Annotated in this window: 22 protein-coding genes and 1 pseudogene; 12 read left to right on the top strand and 11 right to left on the bottom strand. The window is 62.9% G+C overall.

Going from position 1 to position 19776, the window contains the following annotated elements; translation table 11 throughout:
* Positions 1–36: 36 nt before the first annotated feature.
* Positions 37–1146: pseudogene (locus tag LOY22_RS27140) on the top strand (HAMP domain-containing protein); the annotation flags it as partial.
* Positions 1126–2007, top strand: coding sequence for a methyl-accepting chemotaxis protein (locus LOY22_RS27135; RefSeq protein WP_408980601.1), 882 nt, complete (start codon positions 1126–1128; stop codon positions 2005–2007). The pseudogene LOY22_RS27140 and the gene LOY22_RS27135, both read left to right, overlap by 21 nt.
* Positions 2008–2024: 17 nt before the next feature.
* Here LOY22_RS27135 and LOY22_RS19420 read toward each other — a convergent pair whose 3' ends face one another.
* Complete coding sequence (locus LOY22_RS19420) at positions 2025–3212, bottom strand: benzoate/H(+) symporter BenE family transporter (protein ID WP_045195313.1); 1188 nt, start codon at positions 3210–3212, stop codon at positions 2025–2027.
* 147 nt (positions 3213–3359) lie between these two features.
* Here LOY22_RS19420 and LOY22_RS19415 point away from each other — a divergent pair, with 147 nt between their 5' ends.
* A complete protein-coding gene (locus LOY22_RS19415; protein ID WP_045195312.1) occupies positions 3360–3962 on the top strand; it encodes a glutathione S-transferase family protein in 603 nt (200 codons plus the stop codon).
* A 4-nt stretch (positions 3963–3966) separates the two neighbouring features.
* Here LOY22_RS19415 and LOY22_RS19410 read toward each other — a convergent pair whose 3' ends face one another.
* The 5 genes from LOY22_RS19410 to LOY22_RS19390 form a co-directional block, all read right to left on the bottom strand.
* Entirely contained in the window at positions 3967–4335 is a 369-nt protein-coding gene (locus LOY22_RS19410) for a glutathione S-transferase N-terminal domain-containing protein (RefSeq protein WP_045195311.1), read from the bottom strand.
* Between the two features lie 59 nt (positions 4336–4394).
* A complete protein-coding gene (gene folE / locus LOY22_RS19405) occupies positions 4395–4940 on the bottom strand; it encodes a GTP cyclohydrolase I FolE (protein WP_045195310.1) in 546 nt (181 codons plus the stop codon).
* A gap of 69 nt (positions 4941–5009) precedes the next feature.
* A complete protein-coding gene (locus LOY22_RS19400) occupies positions 5010–5567 on the bottom strand; it encodes a Smr/MutS family protein (RefSeq protein ID WP_038994072.1) in 558 nt (185 codons plus the stop codon).
* A gap of 52 nt (positions 5568–5619) precedes the next feature.
* Positions 5620–5940 carry a hypothetical protein gene (locus LOY22_RS19395; protein WP_045195308.1) on the bottom strand — a complete coding sequence of 107 codons (321 nt, stop codon included), beginning with the start codon at positions 5938–5940 and terminating at the stop codon, positions 5620–5622.
* A gap of 76 nt (positions 5941–6016) precedes the next feature.
* Positions 6017–6607, bottom strand: coding sequence for a cysteine hydrolase family protein (locus tag LOY22_RS19390; RefSeq protein ID WP_093380478.1), 591 nt, complete (start codon positions 6605–6607; stop codon positions 6017–6019).
* A 189-nt stretch (positions 6608–6796) separates the two neighbouring features.
* Between LOY22_RS19390 and prmB the strand changes: the two genes are divergently transcribed.
* On the top strand, positions 6797–7705 hold the full coding sequence (gene prmB / locus LOY22_RS19385; RefSeq protein WP_045195306.1) for a 50S ribosomal protein L3 N(5)-glutamine methyltransferase: 909 nt from the start codon (positions 6797–6799) through the stop codon (positions 7703–7705).
* 45 nt (positions 7706–7750) lie between these two features.
* Here prmB and LOY22_RS19380 read toward each other — a convergent pair whose 3' ends face one another.
* Together LOY22_RS19380 and LOY22_RS19375 are read right to left on the bottom strand one after the other, a co-directional pair.
* Positions 7751–8548 carry a hypothetical protein gene (locus LOY22_RS19380; protein ID WP_045195305.1) on the bottom strand — a complete coding sequence of 266 codons (798 nt, stop codon included), beginning with the start codon at positions 8546–8548 and terminating at the stop codon, positions 7751–7753.
* A gap of 106 nt (positions 8549–8654) precedes the next feature.
* Entirely contained in the window at positions 8655–9617 is a 963-nt protein-coding gene (locus LOY22_RS19375; protein WP_045195303.1) for an alpha/beta hydrolase, read from the bottom strand.
* 133 nt (positions 9618–9750) lie between these two features.
* Here LOY22_RS19375 and aroC point away from each other — a divergent pair, with 133 nt between their 5' ends.
* Genes aroC through LOY22_RS19360 form a run of 3 tightly spaced genes read left to right on the top strand, consistent with a single transcriptional unit; the run spans position 9751 to position 12549 of the window.
* Entirely contained in the window at positions 9751–10842 is a 1092-nt protein-coding gene (gene aroC, locus LOY22_RS19370; RefSeq protein WP_045195301.1) for a chorismate synthase, read from the top strand.
* Positions 10843–10880: 38 nt separating this feature from the next.
* Positions 10881–12044: an MFS transporter gene (locus tag LOY22_RS19365; RefSeq protein ID WP_045195299.1), complete on the top strand. Its 1164-nt coding sequence runs from the start codon at positions 10881–10883 to the stop codon at positions 12042–12044.
* Positions 12031–12549, top strand: coding sequence for an acireductone dioxygenase (locus tag LOY22_RS19360; RefSeq protein ID WP_258594499.1), 519 nt, complete (start codon positions 12031–12033; stop codon positions 12547–12549). The genes LOY22_RS19365 and LOY22_RS19360 overlap by 14 nt, the downstream gene beginning before the upstream one ends.
* A gap of 60 nt (positions 12550–12609) precedes the next feature.
* Here LOY22_RS19360 and LOY22_RS19355 read toward each other — a convergent pair whose 3' ends face one another.
* Complete coding sequence (locus LOY22_RS19355) at positions 12610–12882, bottom strand: DUF3509 domain-containing protein (RefSeq protein ID WP_045195296.1); 273 nt, start codon at positions 12880–12882, stop codon at positions 12610–12612.
* 274 nt (positions 12883–13156) lie between these two features.
* On the opposite strand from LOY22_RS19355, the gene LOY22_RS19350 reads away from it, so the two are divergent.
* Both LOY22_RS19350 and LOY22_RS19345 read left to right on the top strand, forming a co-directional pair.
* Positions 13157–13681: an ankyrin repeat domain-containing protein gene (locus LOY22_RS19350; RefSeq protein ID WP_045195295.1), complete on the top strand. Its 525-nt coding sequence runs from the start codon at positions 13157–13159 to the stop codon at positions 13679–13681.
* 60 nt (positions 13682–13741) lie between these two features.
* Positions 13742–14272, top strand: a complete 531-nt coding sequence (locus LOY22_RS19345; RefSeq protein WP_258594497.1) for a hypothetical protein — start codon at positions 13742–13744, stop codon at positions 14270–14272.
* On the opposite strand, the gene LOY22_RS19340 is transcribed toward LOY22_RS19345, so the two are convergent.
* Positions 14269–15210, bottom strand: coding sequence for a ZIP family metal transporter (locus LOY22_RS19340; protein WP_045195291.1), 942 nt, complete (start codon positions 15208–15210; stop codon positions 14269–14271). The genes LOY22_RS19345 and LOY22_RS19340 overlap by 4 nt on opposite strands.
* Before the next feature lie 128 nt (positions 15211–15338).
* Between LOY22_RS19340 and LOY22_RS19335 the strand changes: the two genes are divergently transcribed.
* Positions 15339–15530: a PLDc N-terminal domain-containing protein gene (locus LOY22_RS19335; protein ID WP_045195289.1), complete on the top strand. Its 192-nt coding sequence runs from the start codon at positions 15339–15341 to the stop codon at positions 15528–15530.
* 13 nt (positions 15531–15543) lie between these two features.
* On the opposite strand, the gene LOY22_RS19330 is transcribed toward LOY22_RS19335, so the two are convergent.
* Positions 15544–16017: a methylated-DNA--[protein]-cysteine S-methyltransferase gene (locus LOY22_RS19330; RefSeq protein ID WP_213603541.1), complete on the bottom strand. Its 474-nt coding sequence runs from the start codon at positions 16015–16017 to the stop codon at positions 15544–15546.
* A 184-nt stretch (positions 16018–16201) separates the two neighbouring features.
* On the opposite strand from LOY22_RS19330, the gene LOY22_RS19325 reads away from it, so the two are divergent.
* Positions 16202–18286, top strand: coding sequence for an LTA synthase family protein (locus LOY22_RS19325; RefSeq protein WP_045195285.1), 2085 nt, complete (start codon positions 16202–16204; stop codon positions 18284–18286).
* Between the two features lie 128 nt (positions 18287–18414).
* Positions 18415–19749, top strand: a complete 1335-nt coding sequence (locus tag LOY22_RS19320) for a hypothetical protein (protein ID WP_258594494.1) — start codon at positions 18415–18417, stop codon at positions 19747–19749.
* Positions 19750–19776 lie beyond the last annotated feature (27 nt).

Genomic DNA, 19776 nt, shown 5'->3' with positions numbered 1-19776 from the left:
TGCCGCTGGCCGTGCCATTGCCACTCTTGAGGCTTGATGCATTTGCGGGCAGCAGGGGGTAGTGCGATGAGTTCGGCCAAGCGTGGTTTTTTCGCCAACCTGGGCATGGCCCGCAAACTCGGGCTGGGCTTTGCCCTGGTGCTACTGCTGACGGCGGTGGTGGCGGCAGCGGGGGTTGCCGCCCTGCACGGCGTCGGGCAGCGCTTCGATGGCTTGAAGCAGATGGCGGCGCTCAATACCGCGCTGCTCGATACCCGCTTGCAGGAACAGGCATTCGCCCTGCGCTCCGATCCCAAGTCGGTAGACGCGGTGCACCAGCGCCTCGACGCCCTGCAAGAGCAAGCCCGGACGCTGGTGCAACTGAGCGGCGTCGAACAGGCGCTGAACGACTACCGCCAGGCCTTTGACCAGTTCGTCGAACTGACCCAGGCCAAGGAGCTGGCGCTGGACATGGCCAGCTGGTCGGTCTCAAGCGTGGCCAACAACCTGGATGTGCTGCAGTCCGGGCTCGCCGATGACGGCACCTATACCCTGAAGGACACCCAGGGCCAGCAGGGCGCCGAGTTCGTCGAGCAAGCCGGGCAGGTGGCACAAGTCGCACGGCTGATGCTGCAGGCCATGGACGAAGCGCGCGTGCGTCTTGAGCAGAATCGCAAGGGCGCCGACGATGCCCGCCAGGGCCGCATCGAACAGACCGAGCAGGCAGCAGCACTGGTCGAGCAATTGAAAACCGCGGTGACCGACGCTGGCTATCAGACCGTGCTCGGCGAGGTCAGCACGCACATCGCCAGTTTCACTGAAAAACTTGCTGAATACACCGACTTGCTTGGCCGTGAGCAACAGCTCAAGCAGCAATTGCAAGCGCGTGCCGAACAGGTCACCCGCCAGGTCGACCAGGCCCGGCTCGCTGAAGACCAGGCCATGCAAGGCGAGCTGCAGCGCAATGCCGTGCTGATCCTTGGCGCTGCGCTGTTGGCGCTGTTGGTCGGGGTGCTGGCGGCCTGGCTGATCACCCGTGCGGTGGTCGGGCCGTTGCGCCAGGTGATGGGCCGCGCCCAGCAGATAGCCGCCGGTGACCTGCGTGGTGAAATCAGTATCGATCGGCGTGATGAGGTCGGTCAGCTGATGCTGGCCATGCAGCAGATGGGCTCGGGCTTGAGCGCCATCGTCAGTGGCCTGCAAAACGGTATCGAGCAATTGGCGAGCAATGCTCAGTCGCTGTCGGCGGTTACCGAGCAAACCAATCGCGAGGTCAACAGCCAAAAGGATGAGACCGAGCAGGTGGCTACCGCCATGCAGCAGATGACCGCTACCGTGCATGATGTTGCGCGCAACGCCGAAGAGGCTGCCCTGGCGGCGCAAACGGCGGACGACAAGGTCGAGAGCGGTCAGCAGGTGGTACGCCAGAGCATGCAGCGTATCGAGCAACTGGCAAGCTCTGCTGAATCAGCCAGCCAGAGCATCGACAACCTCAGCAGCGAAGTGCAGAACATCGGCCAGGTACTTGAAGTGATCAAGAGCGTCGCCGAACAGACCAACCTGCTGGCGCTCAATGCCGCCATCGAGGCCGCGCGGGCCGGCGAGCAGGGCCGCGGTTTTGCCGTGGTCGCCGACGAGGTGCGGGCACTGGCCCGGCGTACCCAGCAATCGACCGAGGAGATCGAGCGCCTGGTCAGCAGCTTGCGCAGCGGTGCCCAGGCCTCGGTGGCGCAGATCCAGGGCAGTGCCGAGTTGGTCAAGCTGGCCGTCAGCGATGCCCTGCACACGGAAAGCGCCTTGGGCAGCATTGCCGCGGCGGTATCGTTGATCCAGCAGATGAACCAGCAGATTGCCGCGGCGGCGCAGCAGCAAAGCTCGGTGGCCGAAGAGATCAACCGCAGTGTCACCCAGATCCGCAGCAGCGCCGATCAGTCGGCGCTGGCCATGCAGGGCAACGCCAGCTCAAGTATCGAGCTGGCGCAGTTGGGCAATGACTTGAAGGGGATGGTCGGGCATTTTCGCCTGTAGCAGCGGCGTCCCTACGACTATTTACGCCAGTTGAGAATCATCAAGGTCAGCACCCCGGCGACGATCCCCCAGAATGCCGAACCGATCGAGAACAGGGTAAAGCCAGAGGCGGTGACCATGAAGGTGATCAGCGCCGCCTCGCGCTCCCTGGCCTCGTTCATCGCCACGGTCAGGCCATTCATGATCGAGCCGAACAATGCCAGGGCGGCAATCGACAGCACCAGCTCCTTGGGCAGGGCGGCGAACAGCGCCGCCAGGGTGGCGCCGAAGACCCCGGCGATGCCGTAGAAAATCCCGCACCAGACGGCCGCGGTGTAGCGTTTGCTGGGGTCTTCATGGGCATGCGGGCCGGTGCAGATCGCTGCACTGATGGCGGCCAGGTTGACGCCGTGGGAGCCGAACGGTGCCAGCAGCAATGAAGCCAGGCCGGTCACCGTGATCAACGGCGAGGCCGGCACCTGGTAGCCGTCGGCGCGCAGCACGGCGACACCGGGCATGTTCTGCGAGGTCATGGCCACCACGAACAGCGGAATGCCGATGCTGATGGTCGCCGCCAGAGAGAAACTCGGCGTGGTCCACACCGGGGTGGCCACTTCCAGGCTGAAACCGCTGAAATCCAGCAGGCCCATGGCCCCGGACAGCACCGTGCCGACCACCAACGCTGCCAATACCGAGTAGCGCGGCGAAACGCGCTTGATCAACAGGTAGCTGAAGAACATGCCCAGCACCAGCGCGGTCCGATGCTGGGCGGCAATGAAAATCTCGCTGCCGATCTTGAACAGGATCCCGGCCAGCAATGCCGAGGCCAGCGAGGCCGGAATGCGTTTGACCAGGCGCTCGAAACTGCCGGTCATGCCGCAGATCACCACCAGCACCGCGCAGGTGACATAGGCACCGATCGCTTCGCCGTAGCTGACCCCGCCCAGGCTGGTAATCAGCAGCGCCGCGCCGGGGGTCGACCAGGCGACGGTGATCGGGGTGCGATAGCGCAGCGACAGGCCGATACTGCACACCGCCATGCCGATCGACAGCGCCCAGATCCACGATGAGATCTGCCCCGTGGTCAAGCCGGCAGCCTGGCCGGCCTGGAACATCAGCACCAGGGAGCTGGTATAACCGGTGAGCATGGCGATGAAGCCGGCCACCACCGCAGACGGCGAGGAGTCGGCCAAAGGGCGCAATTGCGCGGACGTGGCGTCGGGCATGGGGGCATTCCTTGTTCTGGATGTAAGCAGTTTTTTCAGACTACCGTGCGTACTGTTGATCTTTGCCATACAGCAGGCATTGCAATTAGCCGTACAGTCGCCAACTATGGGCGCGGGTTCGATTCAGCATTACGAAGAGGGGGAGCGATGTACAAGGTTTACGGCGACTACCAGTCGGGCAACTGCTACAAGATCAAGCTCATGTTGCACCTGCTCGACCTGCCTTATGAATGGCATTCGGTGGATATCCTCAAGGGCGAGACGGAAACCCCTGAGTTCCTGACCATGAACCCCAATGGCAAGGTGCCGGTGCTGGAACTCGAGGATGGCACCTACCTGTGGGAGTCCAACGCGATTCTCAACTTCCTCGCCGATGGTAGCGAGTTCCTGCCCACCGAACCGCGCTTGCGCACCCAGGTGCTGCAGTGGCAGTTCTTCGAGCAGTACAGCCATGAGCCGTACATCGCCGTGGCACGCTTCATCCAGTTTTACCTGGGGCTGCCGCAAGAGCGGCTGGAGGAGTACAAGACCCTGCACAAAGGCGGCTACAAGGCCCTGCGGGTGATGGAGAAGCAACTGCAGCTAACGCCTTACCTGGTGGGTGATCGCTATTCGATCGCCGACGTCGCGCTGTACGCCTACACCCATGTCGCCCACCAGGGCGGCTTTGACCTCGACGGCTACCCTGGCATCCAGGCATGGCTGGAGCGTGTGGCCAGCCATCCCCGTCATGTGACCATGCTCGGTTGAGCGATCAGGCGGCAAAACGCTTGTTGAGGTAGTCGATGATCACCTTGGATTCATACATCCAGGTGGTCTTGCCGTCTTCCTCGATACGCAGGCACGGCACCTTGATCTTGCCGCCTTCGGCAAGCAGGGCCTGGCGATCCTGTTGGTTGTTCTTGGCATCGCGCAGTGCCACCGGCACGTTCAGGCGGTGCAGGGTGCGGCGGGTTTTCACGCAGAACGGGCAGGCATGAAACTGGTACAGGCTCAGGCCCTTGGCCTGTTGCTCGACCAGGGCCTGGGCGGCCGGGTCGCGCTTGAGCTTGGCCGGGCGGCTGATCCAGTCACCGAACACAATCAACTGGCCGAGGCCCACACGCAGTGCTTTGACGATCATGGCAACTCCAAAGGATAAAAAAAGCCGACCACGAAAGGTCGGCTTGCAGTCTGGCCCGATTACTTGATCAGGCTGAGAAACTCGCTGCGGGTCGCGGCGTTTTCGCGGAATTCGCCGAGCATCACCGAAGTGATCATGGTCGAGTTCTGTTTTTCCACACCGCGCATCATCATGCACATGTGTTTGGCCTCGATGACCACGGCAACGCCCAGGGCGCCGGTGACCTGCTGGATCGCTTCGGCGACCTGGCGGCTGAGGTTTTCCTGAATCTGCAGGCGGCGTGCGTACATGTCGACGATCCGCGCCACCTTCGACAGGCCCAGGACCTTGCCGTCAGGGATGTAGGCCACGTGGGCCTTGCCGATGAACGGCAGCATGTGGTGTTCGCACAGCGAGTACAGCTCGATGTCCTTGACCAGGACCATTTCGCTGTTATCGGAGCTGAACAGGGCGCCGTTAGTCACTTCTTCCAGGGTTTGCTCATAACCGCGGCAAAGGTACTGCATGGCCTTCGCAGCCCGCTTGGGCGTGTCGAGCAGGCCCTCGCGGGAGACATCCTCGCCAAGCTGGCCAAGGATCGCGGTGTAGTTCTGTTCCAGGGACATGGATCTACCTGTGGGATTTATCGCAAACGCGAAGGGTACGGCGGCGACGGCGGCGCTGCAAGTACGGCGTTACTCGTCACGGCCTTCGAGCATGGTTCGCTTGAGCATGACATACACCGCGCCAGTACCGCCATGGCGGGCCTGACATGAGGTAAAACCGAGCACTTGAGGGTGCTGGCGCAGCCAGGTGTTGACGTGGCTCTTGATCATCGGTCGCTTGCCATCCAGGCGCACTGCCTTGCCGTGGGTGACGCGCACGCAGCGCACTTCGAAGCGGGTGGCTTCGGCAAGGAAGGCCCACAGGGTTTCCCGGGCCTTTTCGACGGTCATGCCGTGCAGGTCGAGGCTGCCTTCGAAGCCGATCTGGCCGAGCTTGAGCTTGCGCATCTGGCTTTCCTGGACGCCGTCACGGCTCCAGTGCAGATCGTCTTCGGGGCCGACATCAATCACAAACTGGTCCGACAGGCCATCGACCACGGTCTGGTCGCTACGGACCGTCGCGGCCTGGCGCAGGCTTGCCAGTTTCTTGCGGTCGGCCTTGGGTTTGCCGACTTCGGCGCGATCATGGGTGATCGGCTTGACGCCGCGCATCTCGCTTTTGAACAGGGAAAAATCGTCGTCTTGCATGTAAGCCTCCGCCAGGGCGGCGTAGTTTACGCGACTCCCCCAAAGCGTGCAGTCAATCGTGTTTTTTCATCAGGTGCGGTGACAGGTTGAGCTCGCGGCTGCGGCGCAGGCGCAAGCGGCTGCGGCGCCAGAACCACACACCCAGGTACAGCAGCAACAGGCCAAGGCCCAGCAGGACGCTGGCGCCGGCCGGGTTGGCGTTGAGCTCGCCCAGAGCAGCGGGGTGGCCCAGCAGGCTGGCGGCGCCGGCCATGGCCAGCAGCACGCCGGCGGTTGCCAGCAACGCCGAAAACGCCGCCGCCAGGCGCATGCCCCAGTTACGGGGCGTGCGTGGGCGCAAGCGTTTGGCATCAAAACCATCGGATATTTTCATTCCGATTTCCTCTATGGATATCCGGCGTTGGACCGAAAAGCCTTGAGGTGGTTCCGCCCGGCTGCCGGGCGGTCGCTCAGATCAGGCTGGTGGTTGGTGCCACGCAGGCAAAGTTGTCGGCCATGATCGCCATCTCGCTCTGCTGGATCTGCGCCGCCGGAATCACGCCGTCCTTGAACGGCAGGTCGCGGGTGGCGCAGGCATCCTCGATCAGGGTGCAGCGGTAGCCGTAGTCTTTGGCCCGGCGCACGGTGGTACTGACGCTGGAGTGGCTCATGAAGCCGCAGACGATCAGGTCCAGGTGCCCGTACTTTTGCAGGGTCTCGTGCAGGGTGGTGTTCTTGAAGGCATTGGGCATGCGCTTTTCGATGATCACTTCATCGCCCACAGGCTCCAGGCCCGGGATGAATTCGCCGCGTGGGCCCTGCGGGTCGAACATGCCGCCGACGGTACCCAGGTGACGCACGTGGATGATCGGGCGCCCGGCCTTGCGGGCCGCCTCGAGCATTTTAGCGATGTTGGCCACGGCCGCGTCCATGCCCGAGAGCGCCAGGGGACCGCTGAGGTACTCCTTTTGCGCATCGATAATCACCAGGCTGGCGTTGTTCAGCTTGGCCGGCGGATAGCCTCGGCCGCTGAGGTGGAACATCGTCGTTGGAACAGACATCAAGGGCTCCTTTGGATAGGGCTTTTACCCTATTGTCCCCTGCCTGAGCAGTTATGTGAATCGCTTCGCGTACAAGCAGCGTCGTTAGTGGCCTGCAGCCACCCTGGCGATATCCTTACAGGGTGTTTTTGCCGATCATTTCTTTTGCCGGGCTGTTAGAATCGCAGGTCGTCTTTCAAGGAGTCTGTTGTGATCACTTCTCGCTTGCGCACCCTGCGCGATCATATCCGTTGGGCCGTCAGCCGTTTCCACGAGCATGGCCTGTTTTTCGGTCATGGCGCCGACAACGCCTGGGATGAAGCGCGGCTGCTGGTGCTGGGCTCGGTGCACCTGCCCTGGGAAGTCGCCGATGCCTACCTGGACTGCCAGCTGGAAGACGACGAGCTGGTCAACCTGCAGCGTATGCTCAAGCGCCGCATCGAAGACCGCGTGCCGACCGCCTACCTGCTGGGCGAGGCGTGGTTCTGCGGCTTGTCGTTCATCGTCGACGAGCGCGTGCTGATTCCGCGCTCACCGATCGGCGAACTGATCGAAAAACGCTTCGAACCGTGGCTGGCCAGCGAACCTGCGCGCATCCTCGACCTGTGCACCGGCTCCGGCTGCATCGGCATCGTCAGCGCCGAAGTGTTCCCCGAGGCTGAAGTGGTGCTGGCCGACCTGTCGTTCGAGGCACTGGAAGTCGCCAACCAGAACATCGAGCGCCATGGCCTGGAAGAGCGTGTGTATACCGTGCAGGGCGACGGTTTTGCCGGCCTGCCGGGTCAGCGTTTCGACCTGATCCTGTCCAACCCGCCGTACGTCGATGCCGAAGACTTTGCCGACATGCCCGAGGAATATCACCACGAGCCGGAGCTGGGCCTGGCCTGCGGTAACGACGGCCTGGACCTGGTGCGACGGATGCTGGCTGAAGCGGCCGATCACCTGACCGACAAAGGGTTGCTGATTGTCGAGGTGGGCAACAGCCAGGTGCATGTCGAGGCGTTGTATCCGGAGGTGGATTTCGCCTGGCTGGAGTTCGAGCGCGGCGGCCACGGGGTGTTCATGCTCACGGCTGAGCAGTGCCGCCAGCACCAGGGGCTGTTTGCCTCGAAGGTGTAAGCACCAAGCCCGCTCCTGTAGGAGCGGGCTTGCCCCGCGATAGATTCAGCGGTGAGTCGCAATCCAGATCAACAACCCCGCCTGAAACACCGCAAAGGCCACCAGGCAAGTGATGGTAAAACGCAGCCCGCTGTCTTCACGGCGGTACTTGCTGACCCGCTCGTCACGCTCGCGCAGTTGCGCCTCTTTTTCCTGCAAGGTCTGCTCGGCCTGTTGCAGCATCTGCGCGGCATCGAGGATCTCGACCCGCTGCACCTTGTCAGTGTTCCAGCCGCCTTTTAGCTCGCCAACCTGGACATCGACGAAGCGCCCCTTCAGGTGCTGGGCATCGGCGTACTCGACCTCCAGGCCATGGCTGCGCAGCACATGGTCGCGGCGCAGGCGAGTGTCTTCGTTGAGCGCATCCTTGCTTGGCAGGGCCGCACCTTCGACCCGGTAGTGCGGCCACTTGCGCTGCGCCCACTGCACCGCCTGGTTGAGCAGAAAGCGCCCCAGGCCGCGGTTCAGCGGCTCGATCTGCAAGCCGGTGTCGGGCGTGAAGGTCACATGCTTTTCTTCATGGTCGACCCACACATCGAGGTGGTTCTGTTCCTTGCGCACTTTTTGCGCCGGCAGCTGGATGGCCATGCGCAGCAGGCTGGTCTGCTTGCTGTGGCGTTCGGCATAACCGTACTGGACAAAGCGCAGCGGCCGCGCACCGCTGTTGCGGTCGGTCGGCAACGGCGCCAGGCGCAGCATCTGGAAATGTTCGGGGGTAACATCGGCCCAGGGCAGGGGGGCAACTTCCGCTGCTGCCTGCTCGGCAGTCGTCTCGGCGGTGTCCTGGGGGGCGGCTTCGGTCATCACGGCAATCCTCATGTGCGCAGCGGGCTGGTCGCATTGACGATGCCAGCACCGCTTTATCGGCAGGATTGGCCTGGACTGGAGGCGTAATTTCTGCGAATTGGCCTCAGCTGGCGGGCAACCGCTGAATGAAGTCGACAACGCGCTGGCCAAGTTCGGCCGCTTGCGGCAGTTGCGGGTCAAGGTAGCTGTCGCGTTGCTGGCTCATTTCTTCGGGGGCGATGCGCAGCATGTGGTTCATGCCCTTGATCAACGCCAGTTCGGCATCCGGCTTGGCCGCCTTGAGGATCTCGGCGTTATCGACACCGACCTGGAAGTCATGGGTGCCCTGGATGATCAATGCCGGTACCTTGACCTTGGCGAAGGCCTCGGCCGGGTCCTGGCGGAACAGCGAAATCAGGTAGGGCTGCACGCTCGGGCGCAGGACGTCCTGCAGTGGCAGCGGCACGCGGGAAGAAGTCTTGCCGTTTTTCAAGCGGTCAAGGATGTCATGGGCACTGGCCATGTAGCGCCCGGGGATGCGGTCAAACATCTGCGCGCGCAGCGCCTTGTCGATCGGCCAGCCGCTGCCGGCAATGCTGATCACCGCGCTGGCGCCGCTGTGCTCGGCGGCAAGGCTGGCGATCAGCGCACCTTCGCTGTGGCCGAGCAGGACCAGGCGGCCGAAGCGTGGGTCGGCCTTGATTTTCTGGCTCCAGGCCACCGCGTCGGCAACATAGCGTTCCACCGTCAGGTCACGCTCATCCGGCGTAGCAGCCAGGCTGGCGGCGACGCCTCGCTTGTCGTAGCGCACGCTGGCGATATTGTTTTTCGCCAGGGTCAGGGCCAGTTGCTTGAGGTTGTCGGTATTGCCGCCGTAGGGGTTGTTACCGTCGCGATCGGTCGGCCCGGAGCCAGCAATGATCAGCACCACCGGTGGCGGCTGCTCGGTGCGCGGCAACAGCAGGCTGCCGTGCAGCACGCCGCTGCCGGTATCGAGGCTGAGCGGGCGCTGGAACACGACGGGGGCAGCAGCCTGGACCAGACCACTGAACAGCAGGGCGATAACTGCAACAATACGCAACATCATCAGGCCACTATCTAGAGAGTGCGGTTTGGACCGGGGCCAGCGCAGAAGGTTCGCCGTCAGGGATGAACTGAATGGTTAGCCTGCGTATACTGGCGGCCTTGTTCAAATCTGGCTGATTCGCGGAGCGTCCTGCATGTCCGGCAATACCTACGGCAAGCTGTTCACTGTCACCACCGCTGGCGAAAGCCATGGTCCGGCGTTGGTCGCCATTGTCGATGGCTGCCCGCCGGGCCTGGAAATTTCCCTGGCCGACCTGCAGCACGACCTCGATCGGCGCAAGCCCGGCACCAGCCGCCACACCACCCAGCGCCAGGAAGCCGACGAAGTCGAAATCCTCTCGGGTGTGTTCGAAGGCCGCACCACCGGTTGCTCGATCGGCTTGCTGATTCGCAACACCGACCAGAAGTCCAAGGACTACTCGGCGATCAAGGACCTGTTCCGCCCGGCCCACGCCGACTACACCTACCACCACAAGTACGGTGAGCGCGACTACCGCGGCGGTGGCCGCAGCTCGGCGCGCGAAACCGCCATGCGCGTGGCCGCCGGCGCCATCGCCAAGAAGTACCTGGCCAGCCAGGGTATTCGCATTCGCGGCTACATGAGCCAGCTCGGTCCGATCGAAATCCCTTTCAAGACCTGGGATTCGGTGGAGCAGAACGCCTTCTTCAGCCCCGACCCGGACAAAGTCCCGGAGCTTGAGGCCTACATGGACCAGCTGCGCCGTGACCAGGATTCGGTCGGGGCAAAGATCACCGTGGTCGCCGAAGGTGTCATGCCGGGCCTGGGCGAGCCGATCTTCGATCGCCTGGACGCCGAGCTTGCCCATGCGCTGATGAGCATCAACGCAGTCAAGGGCGTGGAGATCGGCGCGGGTTTTGCCAGCGTCGCCCAGCGCGGCACCGAACACCGTGACGAGCTGACCCCAGAGGGTTTTCTCAGCAACAACGCCGGCGGCATTCTTGGCGGTATTTCCTCCGGCCAGCCGATCGTTGCCCACCTGGCCCTCAAGCCGACGTCGAGCATCACCACCCCGGGCCGCTCCATCGACGTCGATGGCAACCCGGTCGAGGTCATCACCAAGGGCCGTCACGACCCGTGCGTGGGTATCCGCGCCACGCCGATCGCCGAAGCGATGATGGCCATCGTGCTGATGGACCACCTGCTGCGCCATCGCGGGCAGAATGCCGAGGTACGCGTGAACACCCCGGTACTGGGCCAGCTGTAATGCCGGCCTCGGCCAATCGCGCTGCGGCTCGCTGAGCCGTGGCGGCGATTCCCTACTGGCGGCTGTCCAGCTTCTACCTGTTCTACTTCGCCTTGCTTGGTTCGACCGCGCCGTTTCTGGCGTTGTATTTCGATCATCTGGGTTTTTCCAGCGCGCGCATCGGCGAGCTGGTCGCCATTCCCATGCTGATGCGTTGCGTGGCCCCCAACCTGTGGGGCTGGCTGGGTGACCGCAGTGGCCAGCGCCTGCTGATCGTGCGCCTGGGGGCGTTGTCGACCCTGGCGACCTTTTCGCTGATCTTCTTCGCCAAGAGCTACGCCTGGCTGGCGCTGGTAATGGCCCTGCATGCGTTCTTCTGGCATGCGGTATTACCGCAGTTTGAAGTCATCACCCTGGCCCATCTGCAGGGGCAGACCGCGCGTTACAGCCAGATCCGCCTGTGGGGGTCGATCGGCTTCATCCTCACCGTAGTCGGGCTTGGCCGCTTGTTCGACTGGCTGAGCCTGGACATCTACCCGCTGGCGCTGGTGATTATCATGGCCGGTATCGTCCTGGCCAGCCTCTGGGTGCCCAATGCCCAGCCGCCGGGGCAGAATGAGCGGGCCAGCGGCGGCGGCTTTCTCAAGCAACTGTCCAGCCCCGGGGTTGCCGCGTTTTACCTGTGCGTGGCGCTGATGCAACTGAGCCACGGCCCGTACTACACCTTTCTGACTCTGCACCTTGAGCACCTGGGCTACAGCCGCGGCACCATCGGCATGCTCTGGGCGCTGGGGGTGGTGGCCGAGGTGCTGATGTTCCTGGCCATGAGCTGGATTCTGGCGCGGGTATCGCTGCGCCGGGTGCTGCTGGCCAGCTTTGCCCTGGCGGCAGTGCGTTGGGCGTTGCTCGGCAATTTTGCCGAACATTTGGGCGTACTGTTGCTCGCCCAGCTCTTGCATGCGGCCACCTTTGGCAGTTTTCACGCGGCCGCCATCGCCTTCGTGCAACGCAGCTTCGCGGCCCGCCAGCAAGGTCAGGGGCAGGCGTTATATGCCGCACTGGCCGGCACTGGCGGCGCCTTGGGCGCCCTGTATTCGGGTTACAGCTGGAACCTGCTGGGGCCGGCTACCACCTTTAGTATTGCCAGCATCGCAGCCCTGGCTGCAGCCGTTATCATTGCGCTTCGAATGAAAGAGGATAGTTGCCCCGATGAGCAGCCTTAGCGTGTATCACCAGTCCACCCCGGACACCCCAAACAAGGTTCTGACTCACCTGGAGGACATCGCCGCGACCCTGCAAGAGCAGGGCGTGCGTTTTGCCCGTTGGCAGGCTGGCGCGCCGATTCAGGCGGGCGCCAGCGACCAGCAACTGATCGGCGCTTATCAAGCCAGTATCGATGCGCTAAAAGCCGAGACCGGTTACGCCCGTGTCGAGGTAAGCCGCGAAGCGGATACCAGCCTGCGCGATGAGCACACCTGTGCCGAAGAGCGACTGCACTTTTTTGCCGCCGGGCGCGGGCTGGTCAGCCTGCGTATCGAGGACTACATCTATGCGGTGTTGTGCGAGAAGGGCGATTTGATCGGCGTGCCGGCAGGGGTTCGGCACTGGTTCGACATGGGCGAGGAGCCGCGGTTCGTGGCGATCCGGGTGTTCAACCGGCCGGAAGGCGGGCTTGTACGGTTTACTGGCGATTCGATTGCCAAGATGTTCCCGCGGCTTGACGACTGATAAACGCCATCACGGGGCAAGCCCGCTCCTACAGGTAGGAGCGGGCTTGCCCCCGCGAAGTTACCGATAAGTCGGCAAGGCAAACCGCTGCTGGCTTTGCAGCATCGAAATCACCGGCAGCTCACTGGCCTGTTCAGCCAGGTCGCGGCGAATCGCACTGATCGCCCACGACAGTTGTTCGGCGCTATGCAGCTGGGCATAAGAAATCGAGCGCTTGGTCTGGGTACCGTCGGCTGCCCGCAGGGTCAGCAGAATTCCGCCATCGGGGCGCGCCTGGGTGGTGACATCGTAGGCGGAGAATACCGAGGCGAATTTTTCCTGGATGAGGTCCATATCAGCTCCTGACTGTTAGTGGCAGACATGGAGTGACAGGTGCAGCGACTGTGCCAGCTTTTTGATTTTAGAAAAACTTTATAAATCAATGGCTTAGGATTTGGTTGGGAAAGGTGTGCCGTGCATTCTGCATGGTCGTGCATTTTGCACAGTGCATTTTGCAGTATCGCCTTGGCCAATAGATTTCTTCTGTCATGGCCATGACTTATCCACCGTTGACCCGCCGCGCTCCCTGCTCAAGACTTGGGCCTTTCCGATAGCCAGGAGGTTCCCCATGTCTGACCAACGCAGGCCAACGCCGATGAACGACGACGAGGCGGCAGCGTTTGCCGAAGAGGTCTTCGACCGGGCGCGCAAGGGCGACGCGGTGATACTCGGGCGCTTGCTGGAAAACGGCTTGCCAGTGAACCTGCGCAATGGCAATGGCGACACCTTGCTGATGCTTGCCAGCTACCACGGGCACCTGGATGCCGTGGCGGTACTGCTCGAGCACGGCGCCGACCCGCAGATCGCCAATGACAAGGGCCAGTTGCCGATTGCCGGCGCGGCCTTCAAGGGTAACCTGGAGATGGTCCAGTTGCTGGTGGACAAGGGCGCCGAGGTCGATGGCGCGTCCGCCGATGGACGCACCGCGCTGATGATGGCGGCGATGTTCAACCGCACGGTGATTGTCGACTACCTGCTGGCCCAGGGCGCCAACCCGCGCCATCGCGACGCCCGTGGCACCGATGCCCTGGGCGCGGCGCAAACCATGGGCGCGCCCGAGACCACCGAGCAGTTGCTCAAGCTGCTCGGCTAACCCCACGGGGCCTTTTGCGGCTATCCTTGGCGACTTTTTTCAGCGTCGCAGGGCCCCTTCATGAAACTCCAACTGGCCGAACTCATCGGCAAAATCAGCGCTGGCTGCATGGGCGAGGACGAAGTCGCGCGTATCGCCGACGAAGCCGCCCAGGCCTATGCCGACCCGCAGGCGTTTCTCGCCGCCAACCCGGACATCAACTACGACGACAGTTTCCCTATCCCGCTGGGTGAGTGGATTGTCGTCGGCAGCCTGCCCGACACCGTGTTGTTCCAGGCTGATAGCTATCAGGACCTGTTACAGCAGATCACCGACTCTTTCGACAAGAGCGTGCCGTTCAACCTCAAGCCCAAGCAACTGGCCAAAGTCGAGGCGCTGACCGCGCTTAACCGCATCCAGGTGCAGATGGGGGCGATGAACAAGGAAGCCGGCGGCTATGTGCTGATGAACTTCAGCCAGTTGCTCGATGACGAGCTGCAGATGGTGCTGGTCGGCAACGATGACCTGCCGCGGGTGCTGGAGCTGTGTGCCGAAGTCGGCATCGCCGCAGCGCCGGCCCTGGAAGCGCTGCGGGTGGCCGTGCACGTTTAACCCAGGGCGGTATCGAGGAACATCATCACCGCAAAACCGCCCATCAGGCCCAGGGTTGCCGAGGTCTGGTGGCCGTTGCGGTGGGTTTCCGGAATCACTTCGTGGGACACCACGAAAATCATCGCCCCGGCTGCCAGGCCCATGCTCACCGGGTAGGCAATGGCAAAGCCGGTGGAAATACCCAGGCCGATCACTGCGCCAATGGGCTCCATCAAACCAGAACCGATGGCCACCAGCGCCGCCTTGAAGGTCGAGAGACCGGTGGCGCGCAGTGCCAGCGCCACGGCCAAACCTTCGGGAATGTCCTGGATGGCGATGGCGCTGGTCAGCGGCAGGCCGACATTAAGGTCACCGTTGGCAAAGCTGACGCCGATGGCCATGCCCTCGGGCAGGTTGTGCAGGGTGATGGCCAGGACGAACAGCCACACCCGGTTGATCCGCTCCGCCTGTGGGCCGCAGGGGCCGGTACTTTCGTGCTCATGCGGGGTGAAGCGGTCAAGGCCGAGCATCAGCAAGACCCCCAGGCCCATGCCGACCACCACCGTCAGTGCCGCGTACGGGCCGTTGCCGGTGATCTCCCGCGCGGCGTCGAGGCCCGGCAGAATCAGCGAGAAGGAGCTGGCGGCGAGCATCATCCCGGCGGCAAAGCCGAGCATCACGTCCTGGGTGCGCGCGCTGACCTCGCGCAGCACCACTGCCATGACTGCGCCAAGGGCGGTGGCGGCAAATCCGGCGAGGCCGCCGAGCATGGCCATGTGCAGGTTTTGCTGGTGGTCGCCATGCACAGCATTCCACGCGCTGGCGATCAGCAGGCCGAGCACCGCCAGCAAGCTCAGGCCCAAACCTGCGCTGAGCCACGGGCTGCTTTGTGCCTGTTGCATCCAGGCGTTCCACAAGGGGACGGGAGCGGGGCTGCTGTGACTGTGGGCGGGTGGCATAGGAACCTCTCTGGCGCAATTCAATCACTCGAGTGTAACCAGCGCTGCCTGGGCGCGGCGAACGATTCGCCTCTATGGGCCTGATAGCCAGCTATCCTGAGGGCAGACGCGACCAAGGGAGCAATACCATGGGTTCTACCTTCAATAGCCTGGTTGGGCTGATCATCCTCGCCCTGGACATCTGGGCGATCATCAATGTGATCAAAAGCGGTGCCAGCGGGGGCGCCAAGATTCTCTGGATCCTGCTGATTCTGCTGCTGCCGGTGCTGGGCCTGATTATCTGGGCGATAGCCGGGCCGCGGGGCAATGTGCGGCTGTAGCCCGAGATAATCTTCAGATCAGCCAGGTCCCCTCCAGTTCCAACAGGATCTGCTTGCGCTCGATCCCGCCGGCAAAGCCGGTGAGGGTGCCATTGCTGCCGATCACCCGGTGACAGGGGATGATGATGGCAATCGGGTTGGCGCCATTGGCGGTGCCCACTGCCCGTACCGACCTGGGGTTGCCGATGGCCTGGGCAAGTTCGCCGTAGCTGCAGGTGGTGCCGTAGGGAATGCGCTGCAGGGCCTGCCAAACCTCGCGCTGGAACGGTGTGCCGCAGGGCGCCACACGCACTTCGAAGGTCTCGCGCTTGCGCGCGAAATACTCGTCCAGTTGGCGCGCCACGTCGTCCAGCTGGTTGCTGGCCGGCAGCCAGTCCGCGGCCAGCTCCCAGGGCTGGGCGGCGTCCATGTGCAGCAGGCGCAGGCCCTGTTCATCGCCTGCCAGCAGCAGCGGGCCTAGCGGGCTTGGTAGGTAGCGAAAAAACATGGGGTAATGATCTCCCTGCGGATAACCCTGATTCTATTACGAAATTTTCACAAACGATTGCCGACAATTTGCGCGCGCAATTATCCGTTCGCCGAATGACCGTGCAACGCGCTCGCGTTTAGGGCACATTTGCCGATTCGTTTTACCGCCTTCCTCGAACCTGAACCCTAGGATCTTCCAATTCATGGCTAACACGGACGCCTTGAGTCAACAGCGGGCTGCGTCGCGCCCGTTGCAACCGACGCTGAAATCGCATCTGGCCTACACCCTGCTGTGCGGGCTGGTGATCATGCTGATGCTCAGCCTGGTCCGCCTCGCGTTGCTGGTCTACAACAGCGACATGATCGGCGACACGCCGACCTCGACCGTAGCCGAGGGTTTCCTCAATGGCCTGCGGTTCGACCTGCGGGTTGTGGTGTACCTGAGCATCCCGCTGCTGCTGGCGATCCTCAGTGCCCGCGCCATGGCTGCCCGCGGCCTGTTCCGGGCCTGGCTGACCATCGCCTCGAGCATTGTCATGTTCCTCGGCCTGATGGAGATGGACTTCTATCGCGAGTTCCATCAGCGCCTCAACGGCCTGGTGTTCCAGTACGTCAAGGAAGACCCGAAAACCGTGCTGAGCATGCTCTGGTACGGTTTCCCGGTGGTGCGCTACCTGCTGGCCTGGGCTTTTGGCACCTGGCTGCTGAGCCTGTTGTTCAAGGGCATCGACCGCCTGACCCGGCCTGCTGGCGGGTATGAAAGCCAGGTAGCCGGCACGCGCAGCGTTGCGCCCTGGTACGTGCGCGGCGTGGTGTTCTTCATGGTCTTGCTGGTAGCGGTCATCGCCGCTCGCGGTACCCTGCGCCAGGGCCCGCCGATGCGTTGGGGCGATGCCTTCACCACCGACTCGAACTTCGTCAACCAGCTGGGCCTGAACGGCACCCTGACCCTGATCGACGCGGCCAAGAGCCGTTTCGGCGAAGACCGCGCCAACATCTGGAAGTCGACCATCGAGCAAGGCCTGGCGACCCAGACCGTGCGCGACATGCTGCTGACCGCCAACGACAAGCTGGTCGATGCCGACAGCGCCGCCGTGCGCCGTGACTTCACCCCGCCGGCGGACAACACCCTGCCAATCAAGAACGTCGTGGTGATCCTCATGGAGAGCTTCGCCGGTCATTCGGTTGGCGCCCTGGGCAGCCCGAACAACATCACCCCGTACTTCGACAAACTGGCGAAAGAGGGCCTGCTGTTCGACCGCTTCTTCTCCAACGGCACCCATACCCACCAGGGCATGTTCGCCACCATGGCCTGCTACCCGAACCTGCCGGGCTTCGAATACCTGATGCAAACCCCGGAAGGTGGCCACAAGCTGTCCGGCCTGCCGGCGCTGCTCAGTGCTCGTGACTACGATGACGTCTACGTCTACAACGGTGACTTTGCCTGGGACAACCAGTCCGGTTTCTTCGGCAACCAGGGCATGACCACCTTCATCGGCCGTAACGACTTCGTCAATCCGGTGTTTTCCGACCCGACCTGGGGTGTGTCCGACCAGGACATGTTCGACCGTGGTAACGAAGAGCTGGCCAAGCACGATGGCAAGAAGCCGATCTACGCGCTGCTGCAGACCCTGTCCAACCACACGCCGTATGCGCTGCCCAAGGATCTGCCGGTCGAGAAGGTTACCGGCCAGGGCCGCCTGGACGAGCACCTGACTGCCATGCGCTACTCCGACTGGGCCCTGGGCCAGTTCTTCGAGAAAGCGCGCAAGGAGCCTTACTTCAAGGAAACCCTGTTCGTCATCGTCGGCGACCATGGCTTCGGCAACCACCAGCAGGTCACCGAGCTCGACCTCGGGCGCTTCAACGTGCCGCTGCTGCTGATCGCCCCGGGTATCCAGGAGAAGTTCGGTGCGGTCAACCACACCGTGGGTACCCAGATCGACATCGTGCCGACCATCATGGGCCGCCTGGGCGGCGAAACCCGTCACCAGTGCTGGGGCCGTGACCTGCTCAACCTGCCAGCCGGTGACCAGGGCTTCGGCATGATCAAGCCATCGGGCAGCGAGCAGATCGTCGGGCTGGTCAAGGGCGACCGGATCCTGATCGAGTCCAAGGACATGTCGCCACGCATGTACCGCTACGAGCTGGGCGCCAACTTCAAGGCCGAGCTGATCGAAGCCCCGGACCAGACCGAGCTGACCCACAAGCTTGAGTCGTTCATCCAGACCGCGACCAAGAGCCTGCTGGATAACACCGCGGGTGTAGTGCACGGCACCCCGGAATAACGACGTTGCTGGTGCTGTAAACAGGACCCCGGCTTGCCGGGGTCTTGGCTTTCTGGGCCATGGATGCTCAAATCGCGCGCTTGAGGAAGCGGGGGCTGCAACGGCGCCCATCAAAAAAGGATTTTTGCGTGCGCGTGTTCGTATTGTTTGCCGGCCTGTGCCATTCACTGTTGGCGCTGGCCGATGTTGCACCGGCGGATTACCAGACGCCCCCCGGCTGGCGTACCGAATGCATGGGCCGGGTGCAGTTCGATGTGCCCAAGGACATTGCCTGGCACACTTCCAGTGGCTACTGGCAGTACTACAATTTCGAGCTCCCCACTCCCACAATCACCCCTGGGGACAAGCAGATTGCCTACGGCGAAGGATTGACCGGCGAGCTGCCCTTTCTGGTCGACATTGAGGTCAGCCCGTTGACCACCCGTGCACTCTACGAACAGATCCGCTATGTGCAGGGCCTCACCCGTGGCCCGGCGCAGGAGCGGGTGGTGAAGGCGCAGATGGAGGCGCTGGATGCCGCCATCTCTGCGAGCCGTGACGACGAAACGCGCTACAGGGCCCTGAGTGATCAGTACTACGACTTGCGTGAAAAGCTCCAGCGCATAGGCTATGTGACTTCGCAACTGGTGGTGCTTGACGACATGATCAAGCAATTTACTGGCGAGGGGCGGTCGGTGGCGAAGCTGCAGGTCGAGCGCGATGCCTTCTTCGAGGAGCAGGCGCAATGGCCGACCGATGTAGAGTACGAGCATGAGCGCTTTATCGAGCTGGGTGTGCCAGACGCCTCTGCAAACTGGTATGAAGGCAATCTGACTGCCTACCTGTGGCGCGATCAACGCATCTACCGATTCAAGTTCTACAGTGGCGCCAATACCGCGACAGACACCGCGGCGCTGGCCCGGCTGGAGCCCAGGGCGCGCGCTGTGCTGGCCGCGTTCCGCATCCGCAAGCAATACGAAATTCCCCAGGACAACGGCTTCTGTGTGCCCTTCGGCTTCATTGCCGATGATGGCACGCCGCGCCATGCCATCACCTTGGGCCTCAACCCCGCAGACAACCCGAACCTGTTGCACCGCCTGAGCATGAGCAGTGACAGTGACAAGGCCGTCGAGATGGTGCCGATGCTGCTGGATCGACTGATTGCCAACCCGTTTCCGCTGCAGATCAGCGTCGATAAGTTCGGGCCCTCAAGCGTGCGGATCGGCGCCGCCAAGGGCAGGTTCGGCGGTGCACGCTTTCGCGTCTATGAGCCTGACAGTTTGAAGCCGGCGGCCACAGAAACGTTCAGGATGGTCGCCGGCGCCTTGGGCTCCGGCGACCAGCCCACTGTGGTGCTGGGAGTGACCGATGAACACTCCGAGCCGCCGCTGCAGTTCGAGCCTTCCAGGGACGATTTTCTACGCACGCTGCAAAGCATACGCGCGCTGCCAGGCGCTCATCGCTTCGAGCCGCAAGAAGACTGAACAACCACCGCTGTATCGAGGTCAACG

Origin of the sequence: Pseudomonas sp. B21-035, from assembly GCF_024748945.1 — a bacterium.
In the GTDB taxonomy this organism is placed as follows: domain Bacteria; phylum Pseudomonadota; class Gammaproteobacteria; order Pseudomonadales; family Pseudomonadaceae; genus Aquipseudomonas.
This window is presented reverse-complemented; position numbering and strand designations above follow the sequence as displayed.